The 22637-nt window shown below is 70.8% G+C and carries 23 protein-coding genes and 1 tRNA gene; 18 read left to right on the top strand and 6 right to left on the bottom strand.

What is annotated here, in order from left to right; translation table 11 throughout:
- Window positions 1-52 precede the first annotated feature (52 nt).
- Complete coding sequence (locus tag ACIBK1_RS12350; protein WP_036405025.1) at window positions 53-1063, bottom strand: M48 family metallopeptidase; 1011 nt, start codon at window positions 1061-1063, stop codon at window positions 53-55.
- A 114-nt stretch (window positions 1064-1177) separates the two neighbouring features.
- Here ACIBK1_RS12350 and nadD point away from each other — a divergent pair, with 114 nt between their 5' ends.
- Window positions 1178-1789 carry a nicotinate-nucleotide adenylyltransferase gene (gene nadD / locus ACIBK1_RS12345; protein ID WP_051761217.1) on the top strand — a complete coding sequence of 204 codons (612 nt, stop codon included), beginning with the start codon at window positions 1178-1180 and terminating at the stop codon, window positions 1787-1789.
- On the opposite strand, the gene ACIBK1_RS12340 is transcribed toward nadD, so the two are convergent.
- Complete coding sequence (locus tag ACIBK1_RS12340) at window positions 1752-2969, bottom strand: MFS transporter (RefSeq protein ID WP_051761273.1); 1218 nt, start codon at window positions 2967-2969, stop codon at window positions 1752-1754. The genes nadD and ACIBK1_RS12340 overlap by 38 nt on opposite strands.
- 71 nt (window positions 2970-3040) lie before the next feature.
- Here ACIBK1_RS12340 and ACIBK1_RS12335 point away from each other — a divergent pair, with 71 nt between their 5' ends.
- The 4 genes from ACIBK1_RS12335 (at window position 3041) to ACIBK1_RS12320 (ending at window position 4926) form a co-directional block, all read left to right on the top strand.
- Window positions 3041-3562 (top strand): helix-turn-helix domain-containing protein, encoded by a 522-nt coding sequence (locus tag ACIBK1_RS12335; protein ID WP_396734439.1) that lies wholly within the window; start codon window positions 3041-3043, stop codon window positions 3560-3562.
- A gap of 132 nt (window positions 3563-3694) precedes the next feature.
- Complete coding sequence (gene rsfS, locus ACIBK1_RS12330) at window positions 3695-4099, top strand: ribosome silencing factor (protein ID WP_030505838.1); 405 nt, start codon at window positions 3695-3697, stop codon at window positions 4097-4099.
- Window positions 4100-4124: 25 nt separating this feature from the next.
- Window positions 4125-4760: a histidine phosphatase family protein gene (locus ACIBK1_RS12325; protein ID WP_030505837.1), complete on the top strand. Its 636-nt coding sequence runs from the start codon at window positions 4125-4127 to the stop codon at window positions 4758-4760.
- A gap of 93 nt (window positions 4761-4853) precedes the next feature.
- Window positions 4854-4926 (top strand) — tRNA-Ala (locus tag ACIBK1_RS12320).
- Between the two features lie 62 nt (window positions 4927-4988).
- On the opposite strand, the gene ACIBK1_RS12315 is transcribed toward ACIBK1_RS12320, so the two are convergent.
- From ACIBK1_RS12315 to ACIBK1_RS12305, 3 genes are read right to left on the bottom strand one after another with little or no spacing between them, the layout of a single operon-like run.
- Window positions 4989-6302, bottom strand: coding sequence for an FtsX-like permease family protein (locus ACIBK1_RS12315; protein ID WP_396734435.1), 1314 nt, complete (start codon window positions 6300-6302; stop codon window positions 4989-4991).
- The gene (locus ACIBK1_RS12310; RefSeq protein ID WP_396734432.1) at window positions 6299-7024 is read right to left on the bottom strand and encodes an ABC transporter ATP-binding protein; all 726 of its coding nucleotides are present in this window, start codon (window positions 7022-7024) and stop codon (window positions 6299-6301) included. The genes ACIBK1_RS12315 and ACIBK1_RS12310 overlap by 4 nt, the downstream gene beginning before the upstream one ends.
- A gap of 30 nt (window positions 7025-7054) precedes the next feature.
- Window positions 7055-8440, bottom strand: a complete 1386-nt coding sequence (locus tag ACIBK1_RS12305) for a Dyp-type peroxidase (protein WP_396734429.1) — start codon at window positions 8438-8440, stop codon at window positions 7055-7057.
- A gap of 195 nt (window positions 8441-8635) precedes the next feature.
- Between ACIBK1_RS12305 and ACIBK1_RS12300 the strand changes: the two genes are divergently transcribed.
- The 8 genes from ACIBK1_RS12300 to ACIBK1_RS12265 all read left to right on the top strand — a co-directional run bounded on the left by ACIBK1_RS12300 (window position 8636) and on the right by ACIBK1_RS12265 (window position 16221).
- Window positions 8636-9730: a carboxylate-amine ligase gene (locus ACIBK1_RS12300; protein WP_396734426.1), complete on the top strand. Its 1095-nt coding sequence runs from the start codon at window positions 8636-8638 to the stop codon at window positions 9728-9730.
- 84 nt (window positions 9731-9814) lie between these two features.
- Window positions 9815-10168, top strand: coding sequence for a hypothetical protein (locus ACIBK1_RS12295; RefSeq protein WP_030505832.1), 354 nt, complete (start codon window positions 9815-9817; stop codon window positions 10166-10168).
- 156 nt (window positions 10169-10324) lie between these two features.
- A complete protein-coding gene (locus ACIBK1_RS12290; protein ID WP_030505831.1) occupies window positions 10325-10738 on the top strand; it encodes a hypothetical protein in 414 nt (137 codons plus the stop codon).
- A 71-nt stretch (window positions 10739-10809) separates the two neighbouring features.
- A complete protein-coding gene (locus ACIBK1_RS12285; RefSeq protein ID WP_396734422.1) occupies window positions 10810-12240 on the top strand; it encodes a CynX/NimT family MFS transporter in 1431 nt (476 codons plus the stop codon).
- A 73-nt stretch (window positions 12241-12313) separates the two neighbouring features.
- Window positions 12314-12976: an SRPBCC family protein gene (locus ACIBK1_RS12280; protein ID WP_076434363.1), complete on the top strand. Its 663-nt coding sequence runs from the start codon at window positions 12314-12316 to the stop codon at window positions 12974-12976.
- Window positions 12977-13134: 158 nt separating this feature from the next.
- Window positions 13135-13926 carry a dienelactone hydrolase family protein gene (locus tag ACIBK1_RS12275; protein ID WP_396734419.1) on the top strand — a complete coding sequence of 264 codons (792 nt, stop codon included), beginning with the start codon at window positions 13135-13137 and terminating at the stop codon, window positions 13924-13926.
- A gap of 220 nt (window positions 13927-14146) precedes the next feature.
- Window positions 14147-15007, top strand: a complete 861-nt coding sequence (locus ACIBK1_RS12270; RefSeq protein WP_396734416.1) for a DMT family transporter — start codon at window positions 14147-14149, stop codon at window positions 15005-15007.
- A 161-nt stretch (window positions 15008-15168) separates the two neighbouring features.
- Complete coding sequence (locus ACIBK1_RS12265) at window positions 15169-16221, top strand: LacI family DNA-binding transcriptional regulator (protein WP_396721676.1); 1053 nt, start codon at window positions 15169-15171, stop codon at window positions 16219-16221.
- Window positions 16222-16340: 119 nt separating this feature from the next.
- Here the strand turns inward: ACIBK1_RS12265 and ACIBK1_RS12260 are convergent, their stop codons facing one another.
- Complete coding sequence (locus ACIBK1_RS12260; RefSeq protein ID WP_396734413.1) at window positions 16341-16556, bottom strand: hypothetical protein; 216 nt, start codon at window positions 16554-16556, stop codon at window positions 16341-16343.
- Between the two features lie 312 nt (window positions 16557-16868).
- Here ACIBK1_RS12260 and ACIBK1_RS12255 point away from each other — a divergent pair, with 312 nt between their 5' ends.
- The 5 genes from ACIBK1_RS12255 to yjfF all read left to right on the top strand — a co-directional run bounded on the left by ACIBK1_RS12255 (window position 16869) and on the right by yjfF (window position 22595).
- On the top strand, window positions 16869-17855 hold the full coding sequence (locus tag ACIBK1_RS12255) for a LacI family DNA-binding transcriptional regulator (RefSeq protein ID WP_051761272.1): 987 nt from the start codon (window positions 16869-16871) through the stop codon (window positions 17853-17855).
- A gap of 74 nt (window positions 17856-17929) precedes the next feature.
- Window positions 17930-18931, top strand: a complete 1002-nt coding sequence (locus ACIBK1_RS12250; RefSeq protein WP_030505823.1) for an ABC transporter substrate-binding protein — start codon at window positions 17930-17932, stop codon at window positions 18929-18931.
- A 114-nt stretch (window positions 18932-19045) separates the two neighbouring features.
- Complete coding sequence (locus tag ACIBK1_RS12245) at window positions 19046-20557, top strand: sugar ABC transporter ATP-binding protein (protein ID WP_030505822.1); 1512 nt, start codon at window positions 19046-19048, stop codon at window positions 20555-20557.
- Window positions 20554-21600: an ABC transporter permease gene (locus tag ACIBK1_RS12240; RefSeq protein ID WP_030505821.1), complete on the top strand. Its 1047-nt coding sequence runs from the start codon at window positions 20554-20556 to the stop codon at window positions 21598-21600. The genes ACIBK1_RS12245 and ACIBK1_RS12240 overlap by 4 nt, the downstream gene beginning before the upstream one ends.
- Complete coding sequence (yjfF, locus tag ACIBK1_RS12235) at window positions 21597-22595, top strand: galactofuranose ABC transporter, permease protein YjfF (protein WP_449566882.1); 999 nt, start codon at window positions 21597-21599, stop codon at window positions 22593-22595. Before ACIBK1_RS12240 ends, yjfF begins: the two co-directional genes overlap by 4 nt.
- The last annotated feature ends 42 nt before the right edge of the window (window positions 22596-22637 follow it).

Below are 22637 nucleotides of genomic sequence, written 5' to 3'. Positions count from 1 at the left end.
GGCGCACGTGCGGCTGGTGCGGGCGGGCCTACCCGGTGCCCGATCGCGCGGCTCAGTTCTCGCGGCGGGCGAAACGGTTGAAGATGCGCTCGCCGGCGTTGACCGCGCCCTCGGCGACGTCGCGCAGCACGCCGATGAACGGGTCCTGCGACTGCGCCCACGACTCGCGGTAGGAGTTGGCCGCCGCCTTGATCTCCTCGGTGATGCTGGCGTTGCCGTCGTCCTCGCGGCGCGGGTAGGTGCCGGCGATGATCCGGTCGTACTCCCCGCTGCGACGCCAGCGGTCGAGTTCGGCGACGCGGGTCACCGCGAACGGGTGGGTCGTGCCGAGCATGTTGAGGACCTTGAGCAGGCCGTCGCGCACGTCGCCCGCGGTGTCGTACTCCCTGGCCTGGTCGAGGAACGCCTCGATGTTCATCTCGTGCAGGCGGGAGCCGCCGGCGAGCTTCATGAGCGCCCGCAGCGCGGCGTCGGGGTCCTGCCCGGCGAGCAGGCCGCCGCGGTCGGCGGACATCTCCGCCTTGCGCTGCCACTCCTCCAGCGCGGCGACGATGACCCGCAGGCCGATGTAGCCGAGCGGGATCCAGGCCACCCGGGTGGCCAGGCGGGTCAGGATCGTGAGCATCGTGCCGTAGACCGCGTGGCCCGAGAGGATGTGCGAGGTCTCGTGGCCGATGACGAAGCGCAGCTCCTCCTCGTCCATGAGGTCGAGCAGCCCCGTCGAGACGATGATGAACGGCTCGTCGAAGCCGATCGCCATCGCGTACGCCTTCGGGTCCTGCTGCACGTAGATCTCGGGAATCCGGTGCAGGTCGAGGATGTAGGCGCTGTCGCGGCCCATGTCGTGCAGGGCCCGGAACTGGGTGTCGGTCGTGCGCACCGCGGAGGCCAGGAACATGAGGCGGAGCCGGCGCTCGCTGAACAGGCCGGACGTGCGCTTGAGCACCGCGTCGAATCCGGACAGCGATCGCATCGCGACGAGCGCGGAACGATCGGCGGGGTGTTCGTAGGCTCGCGAGCTGATGCCCGGCAGCTGCACGCGATTGCGATCGGGAGTGGTCATGTTCCGCATGCTATGTCTCAGGGGCCGGACGCGCGCGGGCCCCGTGGGGAGCCTGGGCCGTCACGGGAGGGCCGGTTTCCGGTGTGGTCCGATAGGGGCGTTATCGTCCGTTCCATGCGTAACGGGACGGCGATCCGGCGACTGGGCGTGATGGGCGGGACCTTCGACCCGATCCACCACGGCCACCTGGTGGCGGCCAGCGAGGTGGCCCACCACTTCGACCTGGACGAGGTGGTGTTCGTCCCGACGGGGCGGCCCTGGCAGAAGGCCGAGCAGAACGTGTCCTCGTCCGAGGACCGCTACCTCATGACGGTGATCGCCACCGCGTCGAACCCGCGCTTCTCGGTCAGCCGGGTGGATATCGACCGGCCCGGCCCCACGTACACGATCGACACGCTCCGTGACATCGGCGCGGCGTACGGGCCGGACGTGGAGCTGTACTTCATCACCGGCGCCGACGCGCTCGCGCAGATCCTGAGCTGGCGCGACGTCGACGAGCTGTTCACCATCGCGCACTTCGTCGGCTGCACCCGGCCCGGCCACACGCTCCAGGACCCCGGCCTGCCTGCGGGCAAGGTCAGCCTGGTCGAGATCCCGGCGCTGGCCATCTCCTCCTCCGAGTGCCGCGACCGGGTGGCCGCCGGGGAGCCCATCTGGTATCTGGTCCCCGACGGCATCGTGCAGTACATCAACAAGCGGCACTTGTATCGCGATCCGGAGTCCTGACGGCCCGTCGCGAATCCCGCAGGCCGTACGCCGCGGCGAGCGCGCCGGCGAACGCCGCCGCGTACAGCACCGGACGGTAGGAGGTCAGCGCGAGGAGCCCGGCGCCGACCGCCATCCCCACGGCGGTCGGGACGAACAAGACGGTGTTGGCGGTCGCGGACACGGTGGCCAGCAGGTCGCGGGGCGCGATCCGCTGCACGGCGGTGAAGGCGGCGACGAGCACCCAGGGCAGCCCCAGTCCCGGCAGCAGGCTCGCCGCCGTCACGACGGGCGTCCAGGGGACGGCGCGCAGCGCCACCGAGGCGGCGAAGAGGAGCCCTCCCACGGCGGACAGCCGCGCCTCGCCGGCCCGGCGCAGCAACGGCCCCGCGATCAGGCCGCCGAGGACCGTGCCGCCGCCCTGGACCGCGGACAGCACGCCGGTGAAGCCGGGCTCCCGGTGCAGACCGTGGTCGACCACGGCGAAGACGACCGCCCCGTTGACGCCGGAGACCAGCATCAGGGCCGCTCCGGACAGCATGAGGCGGCGCAGGAGCGGGTCGCGGAACAGGAAGCGCGCCCCCTCCGCCGTCCGGGCCGCCCAGCCGCGCGTCACACGGGCGCGCCGTGCGGAGGCGGCCGGAAGGCGCAGCGTGCCGAGCAGCCACGCGCCGGCCGCGAAGGTGGCCGCGTCGAGCGCGACCACCGCGTCGCCGCCCGCGACGGCGAACAGCCCGGCGCCCAGCAGCGGCGCGGCGAGGCGGGTGCCCTCCGACGCGCTCATGCGCATCCCGTTGACCTCGGCCAGCAGCGCCTCCGGCACGGCCGCGGGCAGGACGGCCGCCTCCGCCGCGTCGAGCACGACGAAGCTCACGCCGTACAGCAGGAGCACTGCGAACAGCAGCCAGACCTGCGCGGGGGAGCGGACCAGGAAGAGCAGGCAGAGCGCGGCGCCCATCACGACGTTCGTCCAGACGAGGACGGGCCGCGCGCCGAGGACGTCGACCACCGCGCCGAGCGCGGGCCCGGCCGCCGTCGGCGCCCAGAAGCAGAACGACGTGAGGGCGGCGAGGCTGTCCGAGCCGGTCAGCGACTTCACCCAGATGCCCGCGACCAGGGACATCGCCATGGTGCCGAACCCGGAGACCACGACGGCGCTCAGGTAACGACGGGCGTTGCGATCGGCGAGGGCGGCTTTCATGCCGGCGATCATCGCCGCGAACCAACCCCCAAGTCAATGCTTGGGGGTTGTGATGGTGTTTACTTTCCGCCATGGCGGAGGGGGATCCCAGGCTCAGGGCGCTCGCGCATCCGGTGCGGCTGCGCATGCTCTCGCTGATGTGGGGCGCGCCCATGTCGGCGGCCGAGCTGTCCCGGGAGCTGGGCATCTCGCACGCCCTCTCCAGCCACCACCTGCGCTGCCTGGACGACGCGGGGCTGGCCGAGCTGGCCGACGTACGGGTCCGGCGCGGCGGCCGGGAGCGCCGCTACCGGGCGGCGGGAGGCACGCCGCTGACCGAGCAGCGGGACGGCTTCCCGCTGCTCGCCGAGGCGCTGGCGCGGTCGCTGCGCGAGCGGGCCGGGCGGCGCCGCGCGGGCGAGGAGGGGGTCACGGCCGACGCCGAGCTGTGGGTCGAGCCTGAGCTGTGGCACGACGTCCGCGGTAGGATCCTCGCCGCGATCGTGGACCTGCACGAGGGCGCTGCGGCCCCGCGTACGCCGGGGACGATCCGGGTCGGCGCGACCGTCGCCGCCTTTCCTCTGACGGAATCCACGGGCCCGGAAGGTCGTTGAACCCCTGATCCCGGGCATAACACCGGTATCGACAGGGTGTGCCGGTAGGGTCTCCCCGGGAAAGCCGGTTGTACGGGACACGCGGACTGTGCACCCTGGAAAGAGCCCGTCAACGGAGGACAGAACCGAATCGTGACAGCATCCGAGAGATCGATCCAGCTCGTGCGGGTGGCGGCCGAGGCCGCCGCCGAGAAGCTGGCCGACGACATCATCGCCTACGACGTGAGCGACCAGCTCGTCATCACCGACGCCTTCCTTCTCTGCTCCGCGTCCAACGACCGGCAGGTTCGCGCGGTCGTCGACGAGATCGAGGAGCGCCTGCGCGTGGAGGCCGACGCCAAGCCCGTGCGCCGTGAGGGCGAGCGGGAGGGTCGCTGGGTCCTGCTCGACTACCTCGACATCGTGGTGCACGTGCAGCACGAGGAGGACCGCAACTTCTACGCGCTGGAGCGCCTGTGGAAGGACTGCCCGTCCATCGAGCTGCCGGAGAGCGTCAAGCGGGTCGCCGAGCAGCGCGGGCACGGAGCGGCCCGGTGACGAACGCCATCATTGGGGCGGCGCGATGAGCCGTCGCGTCGTCTGCCTGCGGCATGGGCAGACGCTGTGGAACGTCGAGAAGCGCTTCCAAGGGCACACCGACATCGCGTTGGACGAGACCGGCGTCGCGCAGGCGGCCCGGGCGGCGTCCCTGCTCGCGGCCCTGCGGCCGACCATGGTCGTCGCCTCGGACCTTCGGCGCGCGTACGACACCGCCTCGGCCCTCGGCCGGCTCACCGGCCTCGACGTGGCGGTGGACAAGGACCTGCGCGAGCGCGGCGGCGGCGAGTGGGAGGGCCTGACCCGCGACGAGATCAGGGCGGGCTGGCCGGTCGAGTACGAGGCGTGGGAGGCCCCGGGCGGCGAGGACGTGGCGCACGTCGCCGACCGGGTCGCCGACGCGATCGGGCGCTGGGCGGCCCGCCTGGACGAGGACGGCCTGCTGGTCGTCGCCTCGCACGGCGCCGCGCTGCGGCTCGGCATCTGCCGGCTGCTCGGGCTGCCGCAGGAGCACTGGTCGGCGCTGGGCGGCCTCGGCAACTGCTCGTGGTCGGTGCTGGAGGAGGGCCGCCGTGGGTGGCGCCTGCTGGAGCACAACGCCGGCACGCTGCCCGAGCCGGTCAGCAGCGACGACAGCCCCGCCGCCACCGCGGACGCCTGAGACTCGGGTGACCTGAGTGACGATTAGGTAAACGGACGGGCATACCTATATGCTCTCCGAGCGCCGCGCCGGGAACACCCGGAGCGGTGGCAAGGGGCTATAGCGCAGCTGGTAGCGCACTTCCATGGCATGGAAGGGGTCTGGGGTTCGAATCCCCATAGCTCCACCCTTCAGGGCCGGCGTTTCTCCGTTTTCGTCTCTCACCTGGCCTGCGGTCCCGGCGAGGCGTCAACCGGCGAGGAGCGGGCCGCGACGAGCACGGCGCGTCGAGGCCAGCCCTCCCACCAGGCCGCTCACGGCGCAGACCAGGACCAGAGCCAGATACTGCGGCACGGAGAACGCGAACCACAGCTCGCCCACGGCGGCTTCGCCCAGCGCCGCCAGCGAGGCGGCGGCGATCGACGTGCCGAGCAGGGCGCCCGCGCCCGTCACCACCAGCGACTCCCAGCAGACCATCCGGGTGAGCTGGCCCGGCCGGGTTCCCACCGAGCGCAGCAGCCTGATCTCCTCCGCCCGCTCCGCCATGGACATGGCCGTGGCGTTCAGCACCGCGACCACGGTGAACAGGACCGCCGATCCCACCAGGAGGGGAGCGCCCCAAGCGTCCGGCCCCGTGCGCGTCACACCCGCCACGGCGTCGGAGGTCGACACGGCGAACAGGAAGGTGCAGGCGAGCGCCACGGTCAGCATCACCGGGGAGGCCGCCGACATCGCCCGGCGCGGCTGTGTGACCAGCGCCGACCTGGCGAGCATCCCGGCGCCCGGGTCGAGCCAGGCCACAGGTGTCGCGAGGGCCCAGCCCGCCGCCTTCAGCGCTAGGGGACCCAGCGCCGACGCGCCGACACACAGGGCCATCGTCGCCGCCAGCCCGGTCGGCAGGGCGGCCACGGGCTTCACCCGGGGTACCAGCCACAGCAGCGCCCCGCCCCCGGCGAGCGCGGTCACCCCGAGCGCCGCTCTCGGCCACGGCATGATTCGCTGCTGCACCGCGCTGTCACGCAGCACCTCCAACGGGCCCACACGCGCGGCCTTGCGCGCGGCGGCCCTCGCGGCGACCAGCGTCACCAGCAACCCGGCCACCAGCGCCAGGACGAACGGCCCCGGCGTCACCGTGACCGGAACGCTCGCGGTGGCCAGCCCGATCGCGCGCACGGCCGACCCGATCACCCGGGCGTACGGCACGGCCAGCGCGCAACCGGCCCCGCTCGCCAGCACGGCCACCACCAGCGCCTCCGCCGTGATCAACCGGCGCAGCTGCCGGGGCGTCATCCCGGCCGAGCGGAGCAGGCCCCACGTTCTGCGTCGCCGCAGCACGTGCAGGCTCAATGTGCCCGCGACCACGAACACCGACACGAAGATCGACACCAGGGCGGACAGGACCAGCAGCCCCATGACACCGCCCAGTTCGTCGCGACCGCCGGCGCCGGCGATCAGCAGGCCGCTGCCGCTCACCAGCGTCACCGCCAATAGCACCGCGGTGAACGATCCGGCGAATCCGGCCCGGTCGGTCCGCACGTTGTTCCAGGCGAGCATCAGCGTCATCGCCGGCCCCCCAACCGCAGGCTGATCTGCTCCGGCGACGGCCGGTCCAGCACGTCCACGATCCGTCCGTCGGTGAGGAAGAGCACCGAATCGGCCCGGGCCGCCGCCTCGGGGTCGTGGGTGACCATCACGACCGTCCGGCCGAACTCGTCGACCGCCTCCCGGAGCAGATTCAGCACCTCATGCCCGGTGCCGCGGTCCAGCGCGCCGGTCGGCTCGTCGGCGAACAGGATCTCCGGCCCGCCGAACAACGCCCGGGCGACGGCCACCCGCTGCTGCTGACCCCCCGACAACTGTGCCGGGCGATGTCCCTCCCGTCCCGCCAGCCCGACCCGATGCAACAACTCGCGCACACGCGCCGGATCGGGCCGTCGCCGGGCGAGCCTGCTGGGCAGGATGACGTTCTGCCAGGCGGTCAGCGACGGCACGAGGTTGAACGCCTGGAAGATCACCCCGACTCGGTCGCGCCGGAGCACCGCCAGCTCCTGTTCGCTCATCTTCGTGATGTCCTGCCCTGCGATGCGTACGGCGCCCGACTGCGGGCGGTCCAGACCGGAGGCGCACTGCAGCAGGGTGCTCTTGCCCGAGCCGGACGGGCCCATCACCGCGGTGAAAGCGCCGCTCCGGAACGCGACGCTGACCAGGCGCAGGGCGACCGATTCCGTGCTGCCCCTGCCGTATGTCTTGGACACCTTCTCGAGGACGACAGCGTGATCGCTCATGACCTCGAGTCTGCATCGCCCGGGGCGGGGTCAGAGGCTCTTGAGATAGGCGAGCGACGGCATGAAGAAGTACTCGCCGCCTTTCATGGTCACGGTCTGGGGGACCTGGCGCTGGGGGGCGCTGAGCTTCGTGCTGTCCCACGCCTTCGGGTAGCGCACCTTGGCGTCCCGCTTGCCCTGGCCGATCACGGGGTCGTGGCCGGTGCCCTCGGCCGGGAAGTCGGGGTTGTCGGCCCAGGTCTGCTGGGTGAACTCGAACTGACTCTGCAGGCTGGCGTTGAACGCCATGAACAGCAGGCCCACCCCGCCGGTCGGCCGGGTCGCCGCGGGCGCGTCGTCCCACGGCCTGTCGGTGCGGCCGCCGTAGGTCTGGCCGCGCCGGGCCATCATGACGCCGAGCGCGCGCTCCAGGCCGCCGTCCCGCGAGTCACGGGGGTTGGCCTTGCGGATGTGCGCGCCGACCGGGCACTTGGCGCCGGGGTCGTCACGGTAGCTGAAGTCGTTCTGCACGGGGTGGCCCTCGGAGCTCGGCTTGCCGTGCAGCCGCAGCGGCGTGCCGTTGCGGAACCGGCCCACCAGCATCGCGCCCGCGAGCGGCCGGTCGTCTCCCTTCAGACCGAGCGCGTCGGCGAGGGCCTCCTCGGCCTCGCGGAACGCGCGGACGTTCTGCTCCAGCTTGCGCAGGACGAGGTAGCTGCCGAAGTGCCGGGCCGGGTGGGGAGCGAGGGGGTCGGAGACGAGCACGTGGCTCAGCGGGAAGAAGGGGTTCCAGTTGGTGCCGGACTCGGCGGCCGCCTGGTCGGCGAGGAACAGCGGCTGGCTGCGGCCGTCCACGTAGCCGAAGTGCTCGATGCCGCGGCCCTGCGCGTCGCGCAGGCCCTCGCCCTTCTCCTCGCCGACGATCTTCGCGGTCTTCGGCAGCAGCGCGAGGACGCGTGCGCGGGTGGCGGCGACCGGCTCGGGCGTGGCGTCGCCGATCAGGACGATCGCGTGGATCTCCTCCTGGTAGTGCTTCTCCCAGGCGCTCACCGCCGGGTCGCTCAACGTGTCCTTTCGCCGCTTCATCCCCGACTTGAACGCGTTGTCGGTGAACCGGGTGGTCGAATGGCCCAGTTTCAGATAGCCGATTTTGCTGATGCCGACGCCCACGTACGGCGTGCCGGATTTCTTCGTGCGGTTGAAGTCGCGGACCTCTTCCAGATGCTTCCTGGCCGATTTCATGAGCGGGACGAGGGCGCGCAGGAAGCGCCTGCCGTCCGGGCCGTCGCCGAAGTGCACGAAGAGCAGGGACATGCTCTCCCGTACGTGCGCCTGCAGGATGTTCGGCTGCAGGTTGTCGAGCATGGCCTTGGTGTCGGCGTCGAGTTTCGCCGAATCCCAGGCGAGCGGTTTGCCGTTGGACAGGTCGACCGGCATGTCGAATCCTTCCCCGTAGTGGAAATGTCGGGCCCCCACCCGATAAGAGCCATCATTCACGGAAAAGGTTCCGCGTCCAGGGGGAATGCGGCGGCGATGCCGGGCGCCTCCCGACCGGGGGTCGTGCCCCGGCGCCGATCCATGCGTGATCGGCCAGGTCACGCCTATTCCGCACCACCGGGGTAGTGATCGGTCATGACGAAGAAACGGCCTGTCGGCGTTGAAGAGGAGTTCCTTGTCGTCGATCTCGAGACCCGGCGGCTGACGCCGCTCGCGGAGTCGATGCTGGAGCGGCTGCCGGACGAGGGGTTCGCGGCCGAACTGCAGCGCTCGGTGGTGGAGACCAACAGCACCCCGATGGAGGACCTGGGCGACGTGCGGGCCGAGATCGTGCGGCTGCGCCAGGCGCTCGTGTCCGCAGGCGAGCCGCTGGGGGTGGGCGTGATCGCCTCCGGCACCACCCCGGTCACCGGCATCGAGGGCTACACGTTCACCCCCGGAGAGCGCTACGAGTACCTGTCGGAGTCCTACCGGTTCCTCGCCCAGGAGCAGCTCATCTGCGGGGCGCAGGTGCACGTGGAGATCGACGACAGGGACGTGGCGGTGCTCGCCGCCCAGCGCGTCGAGCCGTGGCTCCCCCCGCTGCTCGCGCTCAGCGCCAGCTCGCCCTACTGGATGGACGAGGACAGCGGATATGCCAGCAGCCGCGCGCTGACCTGGCAGCGCTGGCCGACCGCGGGCCCGCTCGGCCCGTTCGCGGACGCCGCCGAATATGACAGGACGGCCGAGGACCTGGTGGCCTCCGGCGTCATCGAGGACCGCGGCATGGTCTATTTCGACCTGCGGCTCAGCGCCCACGTGCCGACGGTGGAGATGCGCATCTGCGACTCCTGCCCGCTCGCGGACGACGTGGTGCTGCTCGCCGGTCTCTTCCGCGCCCTCATGACGAGGGAGATGGAGGCCGTGGAGCGGGGCGAGTCGGCGGCCGGCGAGCAGCGCCTGGCGCTGCTGCGGGCGGCCAACTGGCGGGCGGCCCGCGACGGGCTGGAGGGCGACCTGCTGTCGCCGGTGACGAGCAGGCCGGAACCGGCCCCGCGGCTCATCACCTGGATGCTGGAGAAGCTGCGGCCGACCCTGGAGAAGCTGGGCGACTGGGAGATCGTCTCGGAGCTCGCCGACGCGGCGCTGCGCCGGGGCAGCTCGGCCTCGCGTCAGCGGGGGGCGCACGCGGTCAACGGGAAGCCGGAGGACGCGGTCGACCTGCTCCTCGCCGAGACCCGGCAGCGCTAGCGGCGCGGGCAGGCCGTGCGGCAGGGCGGGCGTGCGGGCCGATACCCTACTGGCCATGTCTGCGATCCCCGCCCTGTGCGCGGCATGAACGGCGCCTACTCGGGCTGGCTGATCGGCGCCGCCCTGCTGCTCGCGCTCGTCGGCGTCGTCACCGCCGTACGGGACCGGCCGATGGGGCCGGTGCTGCTGGCCGGGCTGGGACTGCTTGAGCTCGCCGTGCTCGCGCAGGCGGGCTTCGCGCTCGCCGGTCTCGGCCACGTGGCGGAGAAGGCGACCTTCATCGGCTACCTCGCGGGCACCGTGGTGATCCCGCCCGCCGCCATCTGGTGGGGCCGGGCGGAGCGCACGCGCTGGGGCTCCGGGGTCATCGCCGTGGCCGCCTTCACCGTGGCCGTCATGACCGGGCGGCTGCTGCAGCTCTGGAACGCGGGCGCATGAGCGAGCGTAGCGAGCGAATCAATAGACACAGCGCGATTCGCTCATGCGACTCCGAGCCGCAAGGCGAGGAGGTGGCATGAGCGAGCGTAGCGAGCGAATCAATAGACACAGCGCGATTCGCTCATGCGACTCCGAGCCGCAAGGCGAGGAGGTGGCATGAGCGCTCCTTCCGGGCAGGACCGGGGAGGCGAGGCCGTACGCTCCGGGCCGGGACGCGTGCTCGTGGCCGTGTACGGCATCTTCGCGCTGGCCGCGACCTCACGCGCCGCCGTGCAGATCGCCACGAGATTCGCCGAGGCGCCGCTGGCGTACGTGCTGTCGGCGTTCGCCGGGGTGGTCTACATCGTGCTCACGGTGGCGCTGGCCCGCGGCGCACGGCGCGTCGCGGTCGCCGCCTGCTTGGTCGAGCTGGCCGGAGTGCTGGTCGTCGGCACGCTGAGCCTGGCGGACCCCGCCGCGTTTCCGCAGGCCACCGTGTGGTCGGGTTACGGCAGCGGCTACCTCTTCGTGCCGCTCGCGCTGCCCGTGATCGGCCTCCTGTGGCTGCTGCGCGGCGTACGACGTTCGTAGCGAGTTCTCCGAAGCTGGAACAAATGAGAGAGATGAGGGCTTTGGTATGGTGTCAATCGTAGGATGACCCGATGAGGGGAGATGTTGCGGCGATGAGTGCCGTCGTGACGCGGAGGGCCGTGCTCGGGGCACCGTGGAGGGCACACGGCGGATCGATGGCGTGGCTGATCGCCGGGGGCATCGCCCTCGCCGCGTTGAACCTGCGTACCGCGGTGACCAGCGTGGGCACCGTTCTCGACCAGGTGAGCGCGGGGCTGGGCCTGTCGGCGGCGATGACGGGGCTTCTCACCACGCTGCCGGTGATGAGCTTCGCCCTGTTCGGCGCGCTGACACCGGCCATGTCCCGCAGGATGGGGGAGCACCGACTGCTGCTGGGCGCGATCGTCCTGCTCGCGGCAGGGCAGGCCGTGCGCTCCCTCGTCGACTCCGCCGTGCCGTTCATGGCGGCCAGCGCGGTCGCGCTGGCGGGCGGCGCGGTCGGCAACGTCGTCATTCCCGCCCTGATCAAGAGGCACTTCCCCCGGCGGGCGGGTGCGATGACCACCGTCTACTCGACGGCCCTCGCGGCCGGGACGATGGTCGCCGCCGCGGCGACCGTTCCCGTGCAGCAGGCCGCGGGAGGCAACTGGCACGTGGCACTCGGGGTGTGGGCGGCTCTGGCCGCCGTGGCCGCGATTCCGTGGCTCGCGCTCAGGCGCGGTGAGCCGGAGCGGCGCGACACACCCGCGAGGGCCGGTGCAGACGGCCTCCTGCGCAGCAGGCTCGCCTGGGCCGTGGCCGGATACTTCGGCTCGCAGTCGATCATCGCGTACGTGATGTTCGGCTGGCTGCCGCTGCTGCTCCGGGACAACGGCTACACCGCCGGTCAGGCCGGGCTGGTCCTCGCCGTGTTCACCGGGCTCGGGATCCCCGTCTCGATGGCGGTGCCCGCCCTGGCGTCCCGGCTGTCCGGCCAGCGTCCACTGGTGATCACCTTCGCGGCCCTGTACACGGTCGGCTTCGCGGGCCTGCTCACCGGGCAGGCGCTGTGGGCGTGGTCGATCGTCGTGGCCGTCGGCGGAGGCACTTTCCCGCTCGCGCTCGCGATGCTGGCCATGCGGACCCGCACGGCGGCGGGCACCGCCGCGCTGTCGGCCTTCGGGCAGAGCGCCGGATATCTCATCGCGGGCGCCGGGCCGATCACGTTCGGCCTGCTTCACCAGGTGAGCGGCGGGTGGGCGCTGCCGTTCGGGCTGCTGTTCGCCGCGCTCGCCGTCCAGGTGGTGACCGGGTGGTACGCGGCGGCCGACCGCACGCTGGAGGACGAGACGTCGTCCGCGCCCACCGGGCGCCGGCACGACCACGTCTCGCGGGGCGTGCGCGACCTCGTCGTCGGACGGGGGCGCCGGTCGGCCGAGAAGGCGCGGCGCGCGCGGGCGGCCGACGGGGGCGGCGCGGCCCGGCCGCGGCTGGCCCGCCCGGCCGGGCGGCGCGGCGGACGCCACAGGTCGGCCTCCCGCTGACGTCGCGTACCTGGGTTTACGTCCATCTCTCAGGGCAGGCGTAGTGCAGAAACCCACGAGAGAAGGAGAAGGCATGAGCTCGATCGAGCAGTCTGTCGACGTGAATGTCCCGATCCGCACCGCGTACAACCAGTGGACGCAGTTCGAGAGCTTCCCGGAGTTCATGGAGGGCGTGGAGTCGGTCAAGCAGATCGGCGACACGCGTACCGACTGGGTCGTCGAGATCGCGGGCGTCCGTCGCGAGTTCGAGGCGGAGATCACCGAGCAGCACCCGGACGAGAGGGTCGCCTGGCGCTCGGTGGACACGCCGCGGCAGGCCGGCGTCGTCACCTTCCACCGGATCGACGACAACACGACCCGCGTCACGCTGCAGATGGAGTACGACCCCGAGGGCTTCCTGGAGAAGGCGGCGGACGCCTTGCAGATCGTCCGCATGCGCGTCAAGGGCGACCTGGAGCGTTTCAAGACGTTCATCGAGTCGCGCGGCGGCGAGACCGGCGGCTGGCGGGGTGAGGTTCCCGGTGCGCACCAGCAGGGCGGCACGGGCACCGGCGGCTCCGGCACGGGTTACGACATCGGCGAGCCGATGCCGCCCCAGACCGTGAACCCCGAGTATCCGCGCGAGACGCCGCTGCCGCCGCCCGGCACCGGCCCGATCCCGCCCGCTCCCGGCACGGGTCCCGTCCCCGGCCCCGGCCCGGTGCCGCCGCGGGACACGCCCGGTCCGGTGATCTGATCCGAGCATTCGGCCCGAGCATTCAGGCCCGTCTCCCGAAAGGAGATGGGCCTGTTGTTTTTCGGATATCGATAATTTATTTCGTGCTGATATGATGTGAAATTCGTAATATAGCCTCACGGGCGTACCCGCCGACCTCACCGAAAGGCCTATCGCCCGTGTGTTACGAGCCCGACGCCGTGCCGCCCGTTCACGGCTCTCCGATCACGACCGTCACGTCCGAGCGCCTCGTGCTGACCTCGGCCGACGGTGCGAACTTCGCGGCCTTTCTGTCCCGCCCCGGCCGGGCGTCCGGTCCCGCGGTGCTCGTCCTGCCGGACAACCGGGGCTTGTCGGGATTCTACGAGCGCCTCACCGAACGGCTCGCCGAGCAGGGGCACACCGCGCTCGCCGTCGACTATTTCGGCCGTACGGCCGGGACCGGCCCGCGGCCCGACGACTTCCCCTTCATGGAGCACCTGGGCAAGGCGCACAAGGACGGGCTGTTCGCCGACATCGCCACCGGCGCCGCACACCTGCGGGCCGAAGGGTGCGCGGACATCGTCTCTCTCGGCTTCTGCTTCGGCGGGAGGCTCGCGTTCATGACGGCGAAGCCGGCCTTCGGGCTCGCCGGAGTCATCGGCCTGTACGGCTATCCGGACGTGCTGTTCGGCAACCCCGGCCCCACCCAGATGGCGGGCGAGCTGCGCGGGCCGATCCTGGGACTGTTCGGCGGCGCGGACGAGGGCATCTCCCCCGAGGTGGTGAGCGCGTTCGGCGAGGCGCTGGAAGGCGCCGGGGTGGCGCACGAGTTCGTCACCTATCCGGGAGCACCGCACAGCTTCTTCGAGCTGGGCCGCCCGGAACTCGCCGAGGCCTGCGCGGACGCCTGGTCGCGCATTGCCGGCTTCCTGAAGCGGACAGCCCGAGGCGACCTGACCTCGCCTCGGGCTGCCACGATGCAAGACTAAGCCTTCTGCCTCCCGCCGCGCGCACCGGCACCCCCGAAAGTGCCCAAATGGTGATGCGGCCGACCGTGCGGACACGTTACGGTGCCCGCGTGACATTGATCGTCTCTCCGCCGCCCGCCCGCTAGCGGGCGGCGCCATCCGGTGATCCGGGCCAGGGCGGCCCGGCCGGTGGCCCATGCCCGCCTGCGGGAATCGGGCCCACCTCACTGGAGAGACATCGATGAACCATGCTCCAGCCCTGTCCGTACGGCAGGGCCTCGTCTACGTGTCCACCGCCGCGGTCGCCTGGGGAACCGGGGGAGCGGCGGGGGCGGTGCTGCACGGTGCGGGACAGCTGAGTCCCGTCGCCGTGTCGTTCTGGCGCTTCGCCTGCGGCGCGGCGCTCCTGCTCGCCGTCGCCCGCAGCCGGCCCTCCTGGCGGGCGGTGCTGCTCGTCGGCCCGGCGATGGCGGTCTGCCAGGCGACCTACTTCGCGGCCATCGCCGAGGCCGGCGTCGCGGTCGCCACGATGATCACGATGGGCGCCACCCCGCTCCTGGTGGCGGCCGGCGGCCGGCTCTTCCTGGGCGAACCGCTGGGCCGCACCGGCCTCGGGTGCGCCGCGCTCGCCGTCGCGGGCCTGGCCATGCTCACGGGAGGCGCGCAGACGGTCACCCCGGCGGGCGCCGGCTACTCGCTGCTGTCGGCGGCGGCCTACTCCCTCGTCACCCTCACCACCCGCCGGATGCCCGCCGAAGGCGTGGCCGTGTGGGGGTTCGCCGGAGGCGCGGCCTGCCTGCTCCCGATCGCCGCGGCCGGAGGGCTGCTGCCCGCCGGGCACACCGTGACCAACGTGCTGCTGCTCGGCTATCTGGCGGCCGTGCCGACGGCGCTCGCGTACGGGCTGTTCTTCGCCGGGCTGCGCGTCGTCGGCGGCACCACGGCCGCGGTCCTGTCCCTGCTCGAACCTCTCGTCGCCGCCGTCATCGGCGTCGTGCTGCTGGGGGAGCGGATGACGGCCGTGCAGGTGGGCGGGGCGATGACGCTCCTGTGCGCCCTCGCCTGGCTCGCCAGGGGCGAACTTCGCGACGCCCCACGCTAACGCAGGGGGACGAGGATCTGTTAGCGATACCATGAGCTGGGGCCACTGCGCGTACGCGGCCATTTGAGGGAACGTTCCCCGCCGGGCACGTGACGCGCAGTGATCATCGTAGTGGTGGTACGGCTTGCTGTTATCGCAAACACTCAGGAAACCTGACCGGAATGAGCGGGGCGCGGCGGATGACGAAGGTCCGGCCTGGAGAGAGCCCGACCGAACGCCCGAAGGCGGCGGTCATGGAGGACGTCGCGGAGCTGGCGGGGGTGTCGGCGATGACGGTGTCGAGAGTGCTGAACGCTCCGGAGAAGGTGCGCCCGGAGACCCGGGCGCGGGTCCTCGCGGCGGTCCGCGAGCTCGACTACCGGCCCAATTCGGCGGCGCGTGTCCTGGTGACCGGCCGCTCGGGGGTGCTGGGGGTCGTCTGCTTCGACACCACCCTGTACGGCCCGGCCTCCACGTTGTTCGGCATCGAGCAGGCGGCCAGGGACAGCGACTACCTGGTCAGCATCGCCAGCCTGCCCGCGCTCAACCGCAGCTGGATCACCAGGGGGATCGACCGCCTGCGGTCCCAGTCGGTGGACGGCGTCATCGTCGTCGCGCCGCACGAGTCGGCCGCCGAGGGGCTCCGCCACCTTCCCCAGGGGCTCCCGGTGGTCGACGTCGGCGGGGGAACCGACCTGCTGGTGCCGGTCGCGGCGGTGGACCAGCGCGCCGGCGCCGCCCGCGCCACCCGCCACCTGCTCAGTCTCGGTCACCGCACCGTCTGGCACCTGTCGGGCCCGCCCAACTGGATCGACTCGAGCGGCCGGGTGGCCGGCTGGCGGTCGGCGCTGGAGGCGGAGGGCAGGGAGGTGCCCGAGCCGCTGGTCGGCGACTGGACCGCCCACTCCGGCTACGAGATCGGCAAGCGGCTCGCCCGTGAGCCCGACGTGACGGCGGTCTTCGTGGCCAACGACCACATGGCGATGGGCGTGCTGCGGGCCCTGCGGGAGGCGGGCCGGCGGGTCCCCGAGGACGTGAGCGTCGTCGGGTTCGACGACGTCCCCGAGGCGGCCTACTTCTGGCCGCCCCTGACCACGGTGCGGCAGAACTTCGGCGAGGTCGGCCGGCAGGCGTTCCAGCTCCTGCTGGACCGCATCGCCGGGGTTGACGGCAAGGCGAGGCGCATGGTGGAGCCCGAGCTCGTGGTGAGGGAGAGCACCGGCGTCAGCCCCTGACGGAGTCGCCGCCTGGATGAACGTCACCGAGTGGGCGGGGAAGTCGTAGGTGAAGGCAGAGGAGAATCCGCTCACCTCCCGTTCGACCGGGGAGATCTTCGCGGGCTCGTCGAGCGAGTTCACCGCGGCACCGGGTCACCGGTCAGCGAGGTGACGAGGGCCTTCGGCGCGATCGCGGCGTCGCCCGGGCCGACCGTGCTGCGCACGGCGGTGTCCTGGACGTTGACGGTCTTGATCACCGTGGCGTAGAGCGGCTCGACGGAGGCGTTGTCGGTGAAGTCGTTGATCTTCTGGCCGTCGAGCCAGGTGGTGATGCGGGCCGCTCGCCATGTCACTCGCCATGCCACTCAACAGGGCCGCCGACAAGGCCGGTGACCAGGCCTTTCTGCTCATGCGGGCGGCTCCTCCGAGCTCTGTTAGCGCTAACGTCACGGGATGGTCGCAAAGTGAGCGTTAACAAGGTGGATTCGGCCACCAGTTAATGGCTATGCGGCATGTCCGTCAATAGGACGTTAACGCGATGTTTCGGTGTGACCGGACCGTAATCGGCCACCACCTTGACGGGGGGTCGTGTTAACGCTCACAGTCTTCCCAAGCAGTGGAGAGGAGCGCCAGTGGGACCCAACGTCGAGCGTCGCCCGCCCGTCATGGCCGACGTGGCCAGGCTGGCCGGAGTGTCGCATCAGACGGTCTCGCGGGTGCTCAACGACCATCCGAACGTCCGCGCCGAGACCCGCACCCGGGTCATGCGGGCCATCGACCAGCTCGGTTACCGCCGAAACCTCGTCGCCCGGGCCCTGGTCACCAAGCACTCGCGCACGCTGGGCGTGGTCAGCTTCGACACGACGCTGTACGGCCCGGCGAGCACGGTATACGGAATCGAGCAGGCGGCGCGGGACGCGGGCTACTTCGTGAGCATCGTGAGCCTGCGGACCATCGACAGGGCCGGCGTGAACGACGCGATCGGCTACCTCGCCGAGCAGGGCGTGGACGGCATCGTCGTCGTCGCCCCGCAGCGATCGGCGGCCCGGGCGCTCGACGACCTGCCGGCGGGCATGCCCGCCGTGGCCGTCGAGGGCTGGCATCAGGGCGAGGTCTCCGTGGTGAGCGTCGATCAGGTCGAGGGCGCCAGGCTGGCGACCTCGCACCTGCTCGACCTCGGGCACGAGACCGTCTGGCATGTCAGCGGCCCGGCGGACTGGCTGGAGGCCGAGGGCCGGATCGAGGGCTGGCGCGCGGTGCTGACCGCCGCGGGGCGGCCCATTCCCGGCGCGCTGACCGGCGACTGGAGCCCGCGTTCGGGTTACCGGGCAGGCAAGGAGCTCGCCGCGATGGCCGGCGACGTCACCGCGGTGTTCGTCGCCAACGACCAGATGGCGCTCGGCCTTCTGCGCGCGTTCACGGAGGAGGGGGTCAAGGTCCCCGAGCAGATCAGCATCGTGGGCTTCGACGACATCCCTGAGTCGGAGTTCTTCTCCCCGCCGCTCACCACCATCAGACAGGACTTCGGGGCCGTCGGCAGGCGCAGCATCGACGTGCTGCTCCGGCAGATCGAGTCGGGCGAGGCGCTGCCTCACGAGCGTCTCGTCGTGCCTCCCCAGTTCGTGTTCAGGGGAAGCACAGCCGCGCGCTAGCCGTACGGAAACACATCGGATAACCAGCGCTGCACCTTGGGTGTTAGCGCTAACAGTTAGAAAGGATCCCCCCAGTGTTGAAGAGGATCTCGGCACTGATCCTGGCCGGTGCCACGGCCCTGACGATGGCCGGTTGCGGCAGCAGCGACAGCGGCAGCGGCGGCAGCGGCGATTCGTCCGTCGGTGGCGCCAAGGACGGCAAGATCGTGATGGGCTTCGCCCAGGTCGGCGCGGAGAGTGGCTGGCGCACCGCCAACACCAAGGACATTCAGGAGACCGCCAAGGAGGCGGGCATCGACCTGAAGTTCTCCGACGCCCAGCAGAAGCAGGAGAACCAGATCAAGGCGATCCGCTCCTACATCCAGCAGAAGGTCGACGTCATCGCCTTCTCGCCGGTGGTGGAGTCGGGCTGGGACACCGTCCTCAAGGAGGCCCAGAACGCGAAGATCCCGGTCATCCTCACCGACCGGGCCGTGGACTCCCAGGACACCAGCCTGTACAAGACCTTCCTCGGCTCCGACTTCATCGAGGAGGGCAAGAAGGCCGGTCAGTGGCTGGTCGACCAGTACAAGGACAGCAAGGACGACGTGAACATCGTCCAGCTGGAGGGCACCACCGGGTCCGCGCCCGCCAACGACCGCAAGTCGGGCTTCGAAGAGGTCGTCAAGGCCGACCCGAAGTTCCACATCATCGCCTCGCAGAGCGGCGACTTCACCCGGGCCAAGGGCAAGGAGGTCATGGAGGCCTTCCTCAAGTCCAACCCTGACATCGACGTGCTCTGGGCGCACAACGACGACATGGGCCTCGGCGCCATCGAGGCGATCGAGGGCGCGGGCAAGGTCCCGGGCAAGGACATCAAGATCATCACCGCCGACGCGACCCACGACGGCATGCAGGCGCTCGCCGACGGCAAGATCAACTTCATCGTCGAGTGCAACCCGCTGATGGGCAAGCAGCTCATGGAGCTCGCCAAGAAGGTCGTCAACGGCGAGCAGGTTCCCCAGCGGGTGGTCACCGAAGAGACCACCTTCACCCAGGAGCAGGCGAAGGAAGTCCTGCCCAGCCGCAAGTACTGACCGGAAACCGGGCCGCCCCCACCGCGGGGGCGGCCCGGCCCCGCTGGTGAGTGGATAACACCGAGCGATCCGATGGTGAGCGGGAAACACGGAAACACGGGAGAGGGGCACCGCATGGCCGCACCCGCGCCGATCCTGCGGATGAGCGGGATCGGCAAGCAGTTCCCCGGCGTGAAGGCGCTGGACGGCGTGGACTTCCGGCTGCTGCCGGGGGAGGTCCACGCGTTGATGGGAGAGAACGGCGCCGGAAAGTCGACCTTGATCAAGGTGCTGACCGGGGTCTACGACATCGACGCCGGAGAGATCGAGCTGGAGGGCAGGCGGGTCGCCTTCTCCAGCCCGCTCGCCGCGCAGCAGGCGGGCATCAGCACCGTCTATCAGGAGGTCAACCTCTGCGCCAACCTGTCAGTGGCGGAGAACATCTTCATCGGACGTGAGCCGCGCCGCTTCGGCCGGATCCAGTGGCAGACGATGCGCCGCCGGGCCACGGAGATCCTCTCCCGTCTCGACCTCGACCTCGACGTGTCGGCTCCGCTGACGTCGTACTCGCTGGCCATCCAGCAGATGGTGGCGATCGCGCGGGCCGTGGACATCGACGCGAAGGTGCTGATCCTCGACGAGCCCACCTCCAGCCTCGACGCGGACGAGGTCGCGCAGCTGTTCCGGGTGATGCGCAGACTGAAGGAACAGGGCATCGCGATCCTGTTCGTCTCGCATTTCCTCGACCAGATCTACGAGATCTCCGACCGGATGACGATCCTGCGCAATGGCACCCTCGTGGGGGAGTACCTCACCAGCGAGCTGAGCCAGGTCGACCTGGTCGGCAAGATGATCGGCCGCGAGCTGGCCGACCTGGAGAAGCTGGAGGCCCGCCCGCCCGCCCGCGAGGCCGCGCCGCTGGTCGAGGCCGACCATCTCGGCCGCTCCGGGGCGATCGAGCCGTTCACGCTCACCATCCACGAGGGCGAGGTCGTCGGCCTGGCCGGGCTGCTCGGCTCGGGCCGTACGGAGGTCGCCCGGCTGCTGTTCGGGGCCGACCACGCGGGCACGGGCTCCTTGAAGATCGGCGGCGAGCAGGTCAACCTGCGTACGCCGCGCTCCGCGGTCTCCAGGAAGCTGGCCTTCTGCTCGGAGAACCGGCGGGCCGAGGGGCTCATCCCCGACCTCACCGTCCGCGAGAACATCATCCTCGCCCTGCAGGCCGCGCGCGGCTGGAGCCGGCCGATCCCGCGGCGCAAGCAGGACGAGCTGGTCGACAAGTACATCGCCGCGCTGAACATCCGCCCGGCCAACCCCGACCAGCTCATCAGGAACCTCAGCGGCGGCAACCAGCAGAAGGTGCTGCTGGCCCGCTGGCTCATCCTGGAGCCTCGCCTGCTCATCCTCGACGAGCCCACCCGGGGCATCGACGTCGGCGCCAAGGCCGAGATCCAGCGCCTGGTCGCCGAGCTGTCGGACGGCGGGATGGCCGTGCTGTTCATCTCCGCCGAACTGGAGGAGGTGCTGCGGCTCAGCCACAAGGTCGGCGTGCTGCGCGACCGCCGGCTCGTCGCCGAGCTGGACAACGACGAGGGCCTGACCACCGACACACTGACGGAGACGATCGCGAGCGGAGCCCGATCATGAGCCGGATCCTGAAGCACCGCCTGTTCTGGCCCGTGGTCGTCCTGGTCGCGCTGCTGCTGCTCAACCTCGTCTTCACCGACGGCTTCTTCAGGATCGAGATGAAGGAGGGCCACCTCTACGGCAGCCTCATCGACATCTTCCGGTTCGGCGCGCCGCTGATCCTCGTCGCGACCGGCATGACGCTGGTCATCGCCACGAGCGGCATCGACCTGTCGGTCGGGTCGGTCGTGGCGATCGCCGGAGCGCTGGCCTGCATGCGCATCAGCGACCTGAGCGACCAGAACTCGGTGGCCGGCGTGCTGTCGGCCGTGGGCATCGCGCTGGTGCTGTCGGTGGTCCTCGGCCTGTGGAACGGCTTCCTCGTCGCGGGCATCGGGATCCAGCCGATCATCGCGACGTTGATCCTGATGGTGGCCGGGCGCGGTCTGGCCCAGCTCATCACCGACGGCCAGATCACCACGGTCCAGAGCTCGTCGTACAAGCTGATCGGCGGCGGCTACTGGCTCACGCTGCCGTTCGGGATCATCATCGTGGCGGTCGTGCTCGCGCTCACCGCGTTCCTCACCCGGCGCCTGGCGCTCGGCCTGCTCATCGAGTCGGTCGGCGGCAACGCCGAGGCGAGCCGCCTGGCCGGCATCAGCGCCCGCGGCGTGCTCATCATGGTGTACGCGTTCTGCGGGCTGTGCGCCGGCATCGCGGGCCTGATGATCAGCTCGAACGTCTCCAGCGCCGACGGCAACAACGCGGGCCTGTGGATCGAGCTGGACGCGATCCTCGCCGTCGTCATCGGCGGCACCCCGCTGTCCGGCGGCCGGTTCTCGCTGAGCGGCACGGTGCTGGGCGCCCTCATCATCCAGACGCTGACCACCACCATCTACTCCATCGGCGTCCCCCCGGAGACGACGCTGCTGTTCAAGGCGCTCGTGGTGACGATCGTCTGCCTGATCCAGTCCCCGGCCTTCCGTGCGAAGGTGTTCCACCGCCGCAGGCGCCCGGTCCCGGCGTCCACGGCGCCCGAAGAGAAGGTGAGGGTCTCGGCGTGACGGGTATCACCGGTCTGCTGGACCGCCGCCGTACGGTTCCACAGAAGTACATCCCGGTCCTGGTGACCGCGGGCCTGTTCGTGGCCATGTTCGTGGCGGGCGGCATCCGCTACGAGAACTTCGGGACCGGGCAGATCATCCTCAACGTCTTCATCGACAACGCGTTCCTGCTGGTCGTCGCGGTGGGAATGACGTTCGTGATCCTCACCGGCGGCATCGACCTGTCGGTCGGTTCGGTGGTCGCGCTGGCCACGATGCTGAGCGCCAGCCTGCTGAAGGACGGCTGGCCGGCGTTCGCGGTCATGGCCCTGGTGCTGGTGATCGGCGCGGTGCTGGGCCTGGCGATGGGCGCCATCATCCACTACTTCGAGATCCAGCCGTTCATCGTCACGCTGGCCGGCATGTTCCTCGCCCGCGGCCTGTGCTACACGATCAGCACCGAGTCGATCCCGATCGACAACCCGACGTTCACCGATATCGCGCAGACGCGGATCAACTTCGGCGGCGACCTGTCGGTCACCCCGAGCGCGCTGATCGCGGTGGCTGTCGTGCTGATCGCGGCGTACGTGCTGCATTACACGCGGCTCGGCCGCAACGTCTACGCGACCGGCGGCAGCGAGCAGTCGGCCCTGCTCATGGGCCTGCCGGTGGCCCGTACGAAGATCGCGGTCTACACGATCAGCGGGTTCTGCTCGGCCCTCGGCGGCCTGCTGTTCGCCTTCTACTCGCTGTCCGGCTACGGACTGAGCGCCGTGGGCATGGAGCTGGACGCGATCGCCGCGGTCGTCATCGGCGGCACGCTGCTGACCGGCGGGAGCGGCTTCCTGCTCGGCACCGTGCTCGGCGTGCTCGTGCTGGGCCTGATCCAGACGATCATCAGCTTCGAGGGGACGCTGAGCTCCTGGTGGACCAAGATTTTCATCGGTCTGCTGCTCTTCGTCTTCATCCTCCTGCAGCGCGTATTCTCAGGTGGCTCGCGCCGCAGAGCTCCTTGATGTGCGGAAAGTCCTACCCCTTCTACCGGCCGCACACCGGTG

Source organism: Microbispora rosea (genome assembly GCF_044460045.1).
Lineage (GTDB): Bacteria > Actinomycetota > Actinomycetes > Streptosporangiales > Streptosporangiaceae > Microbispora > Microbispora rosea.
Note: the sequence above shows the minus strand (reverse complement) of the source record. Positions and strands in the feature narration are given on the sequence as shown.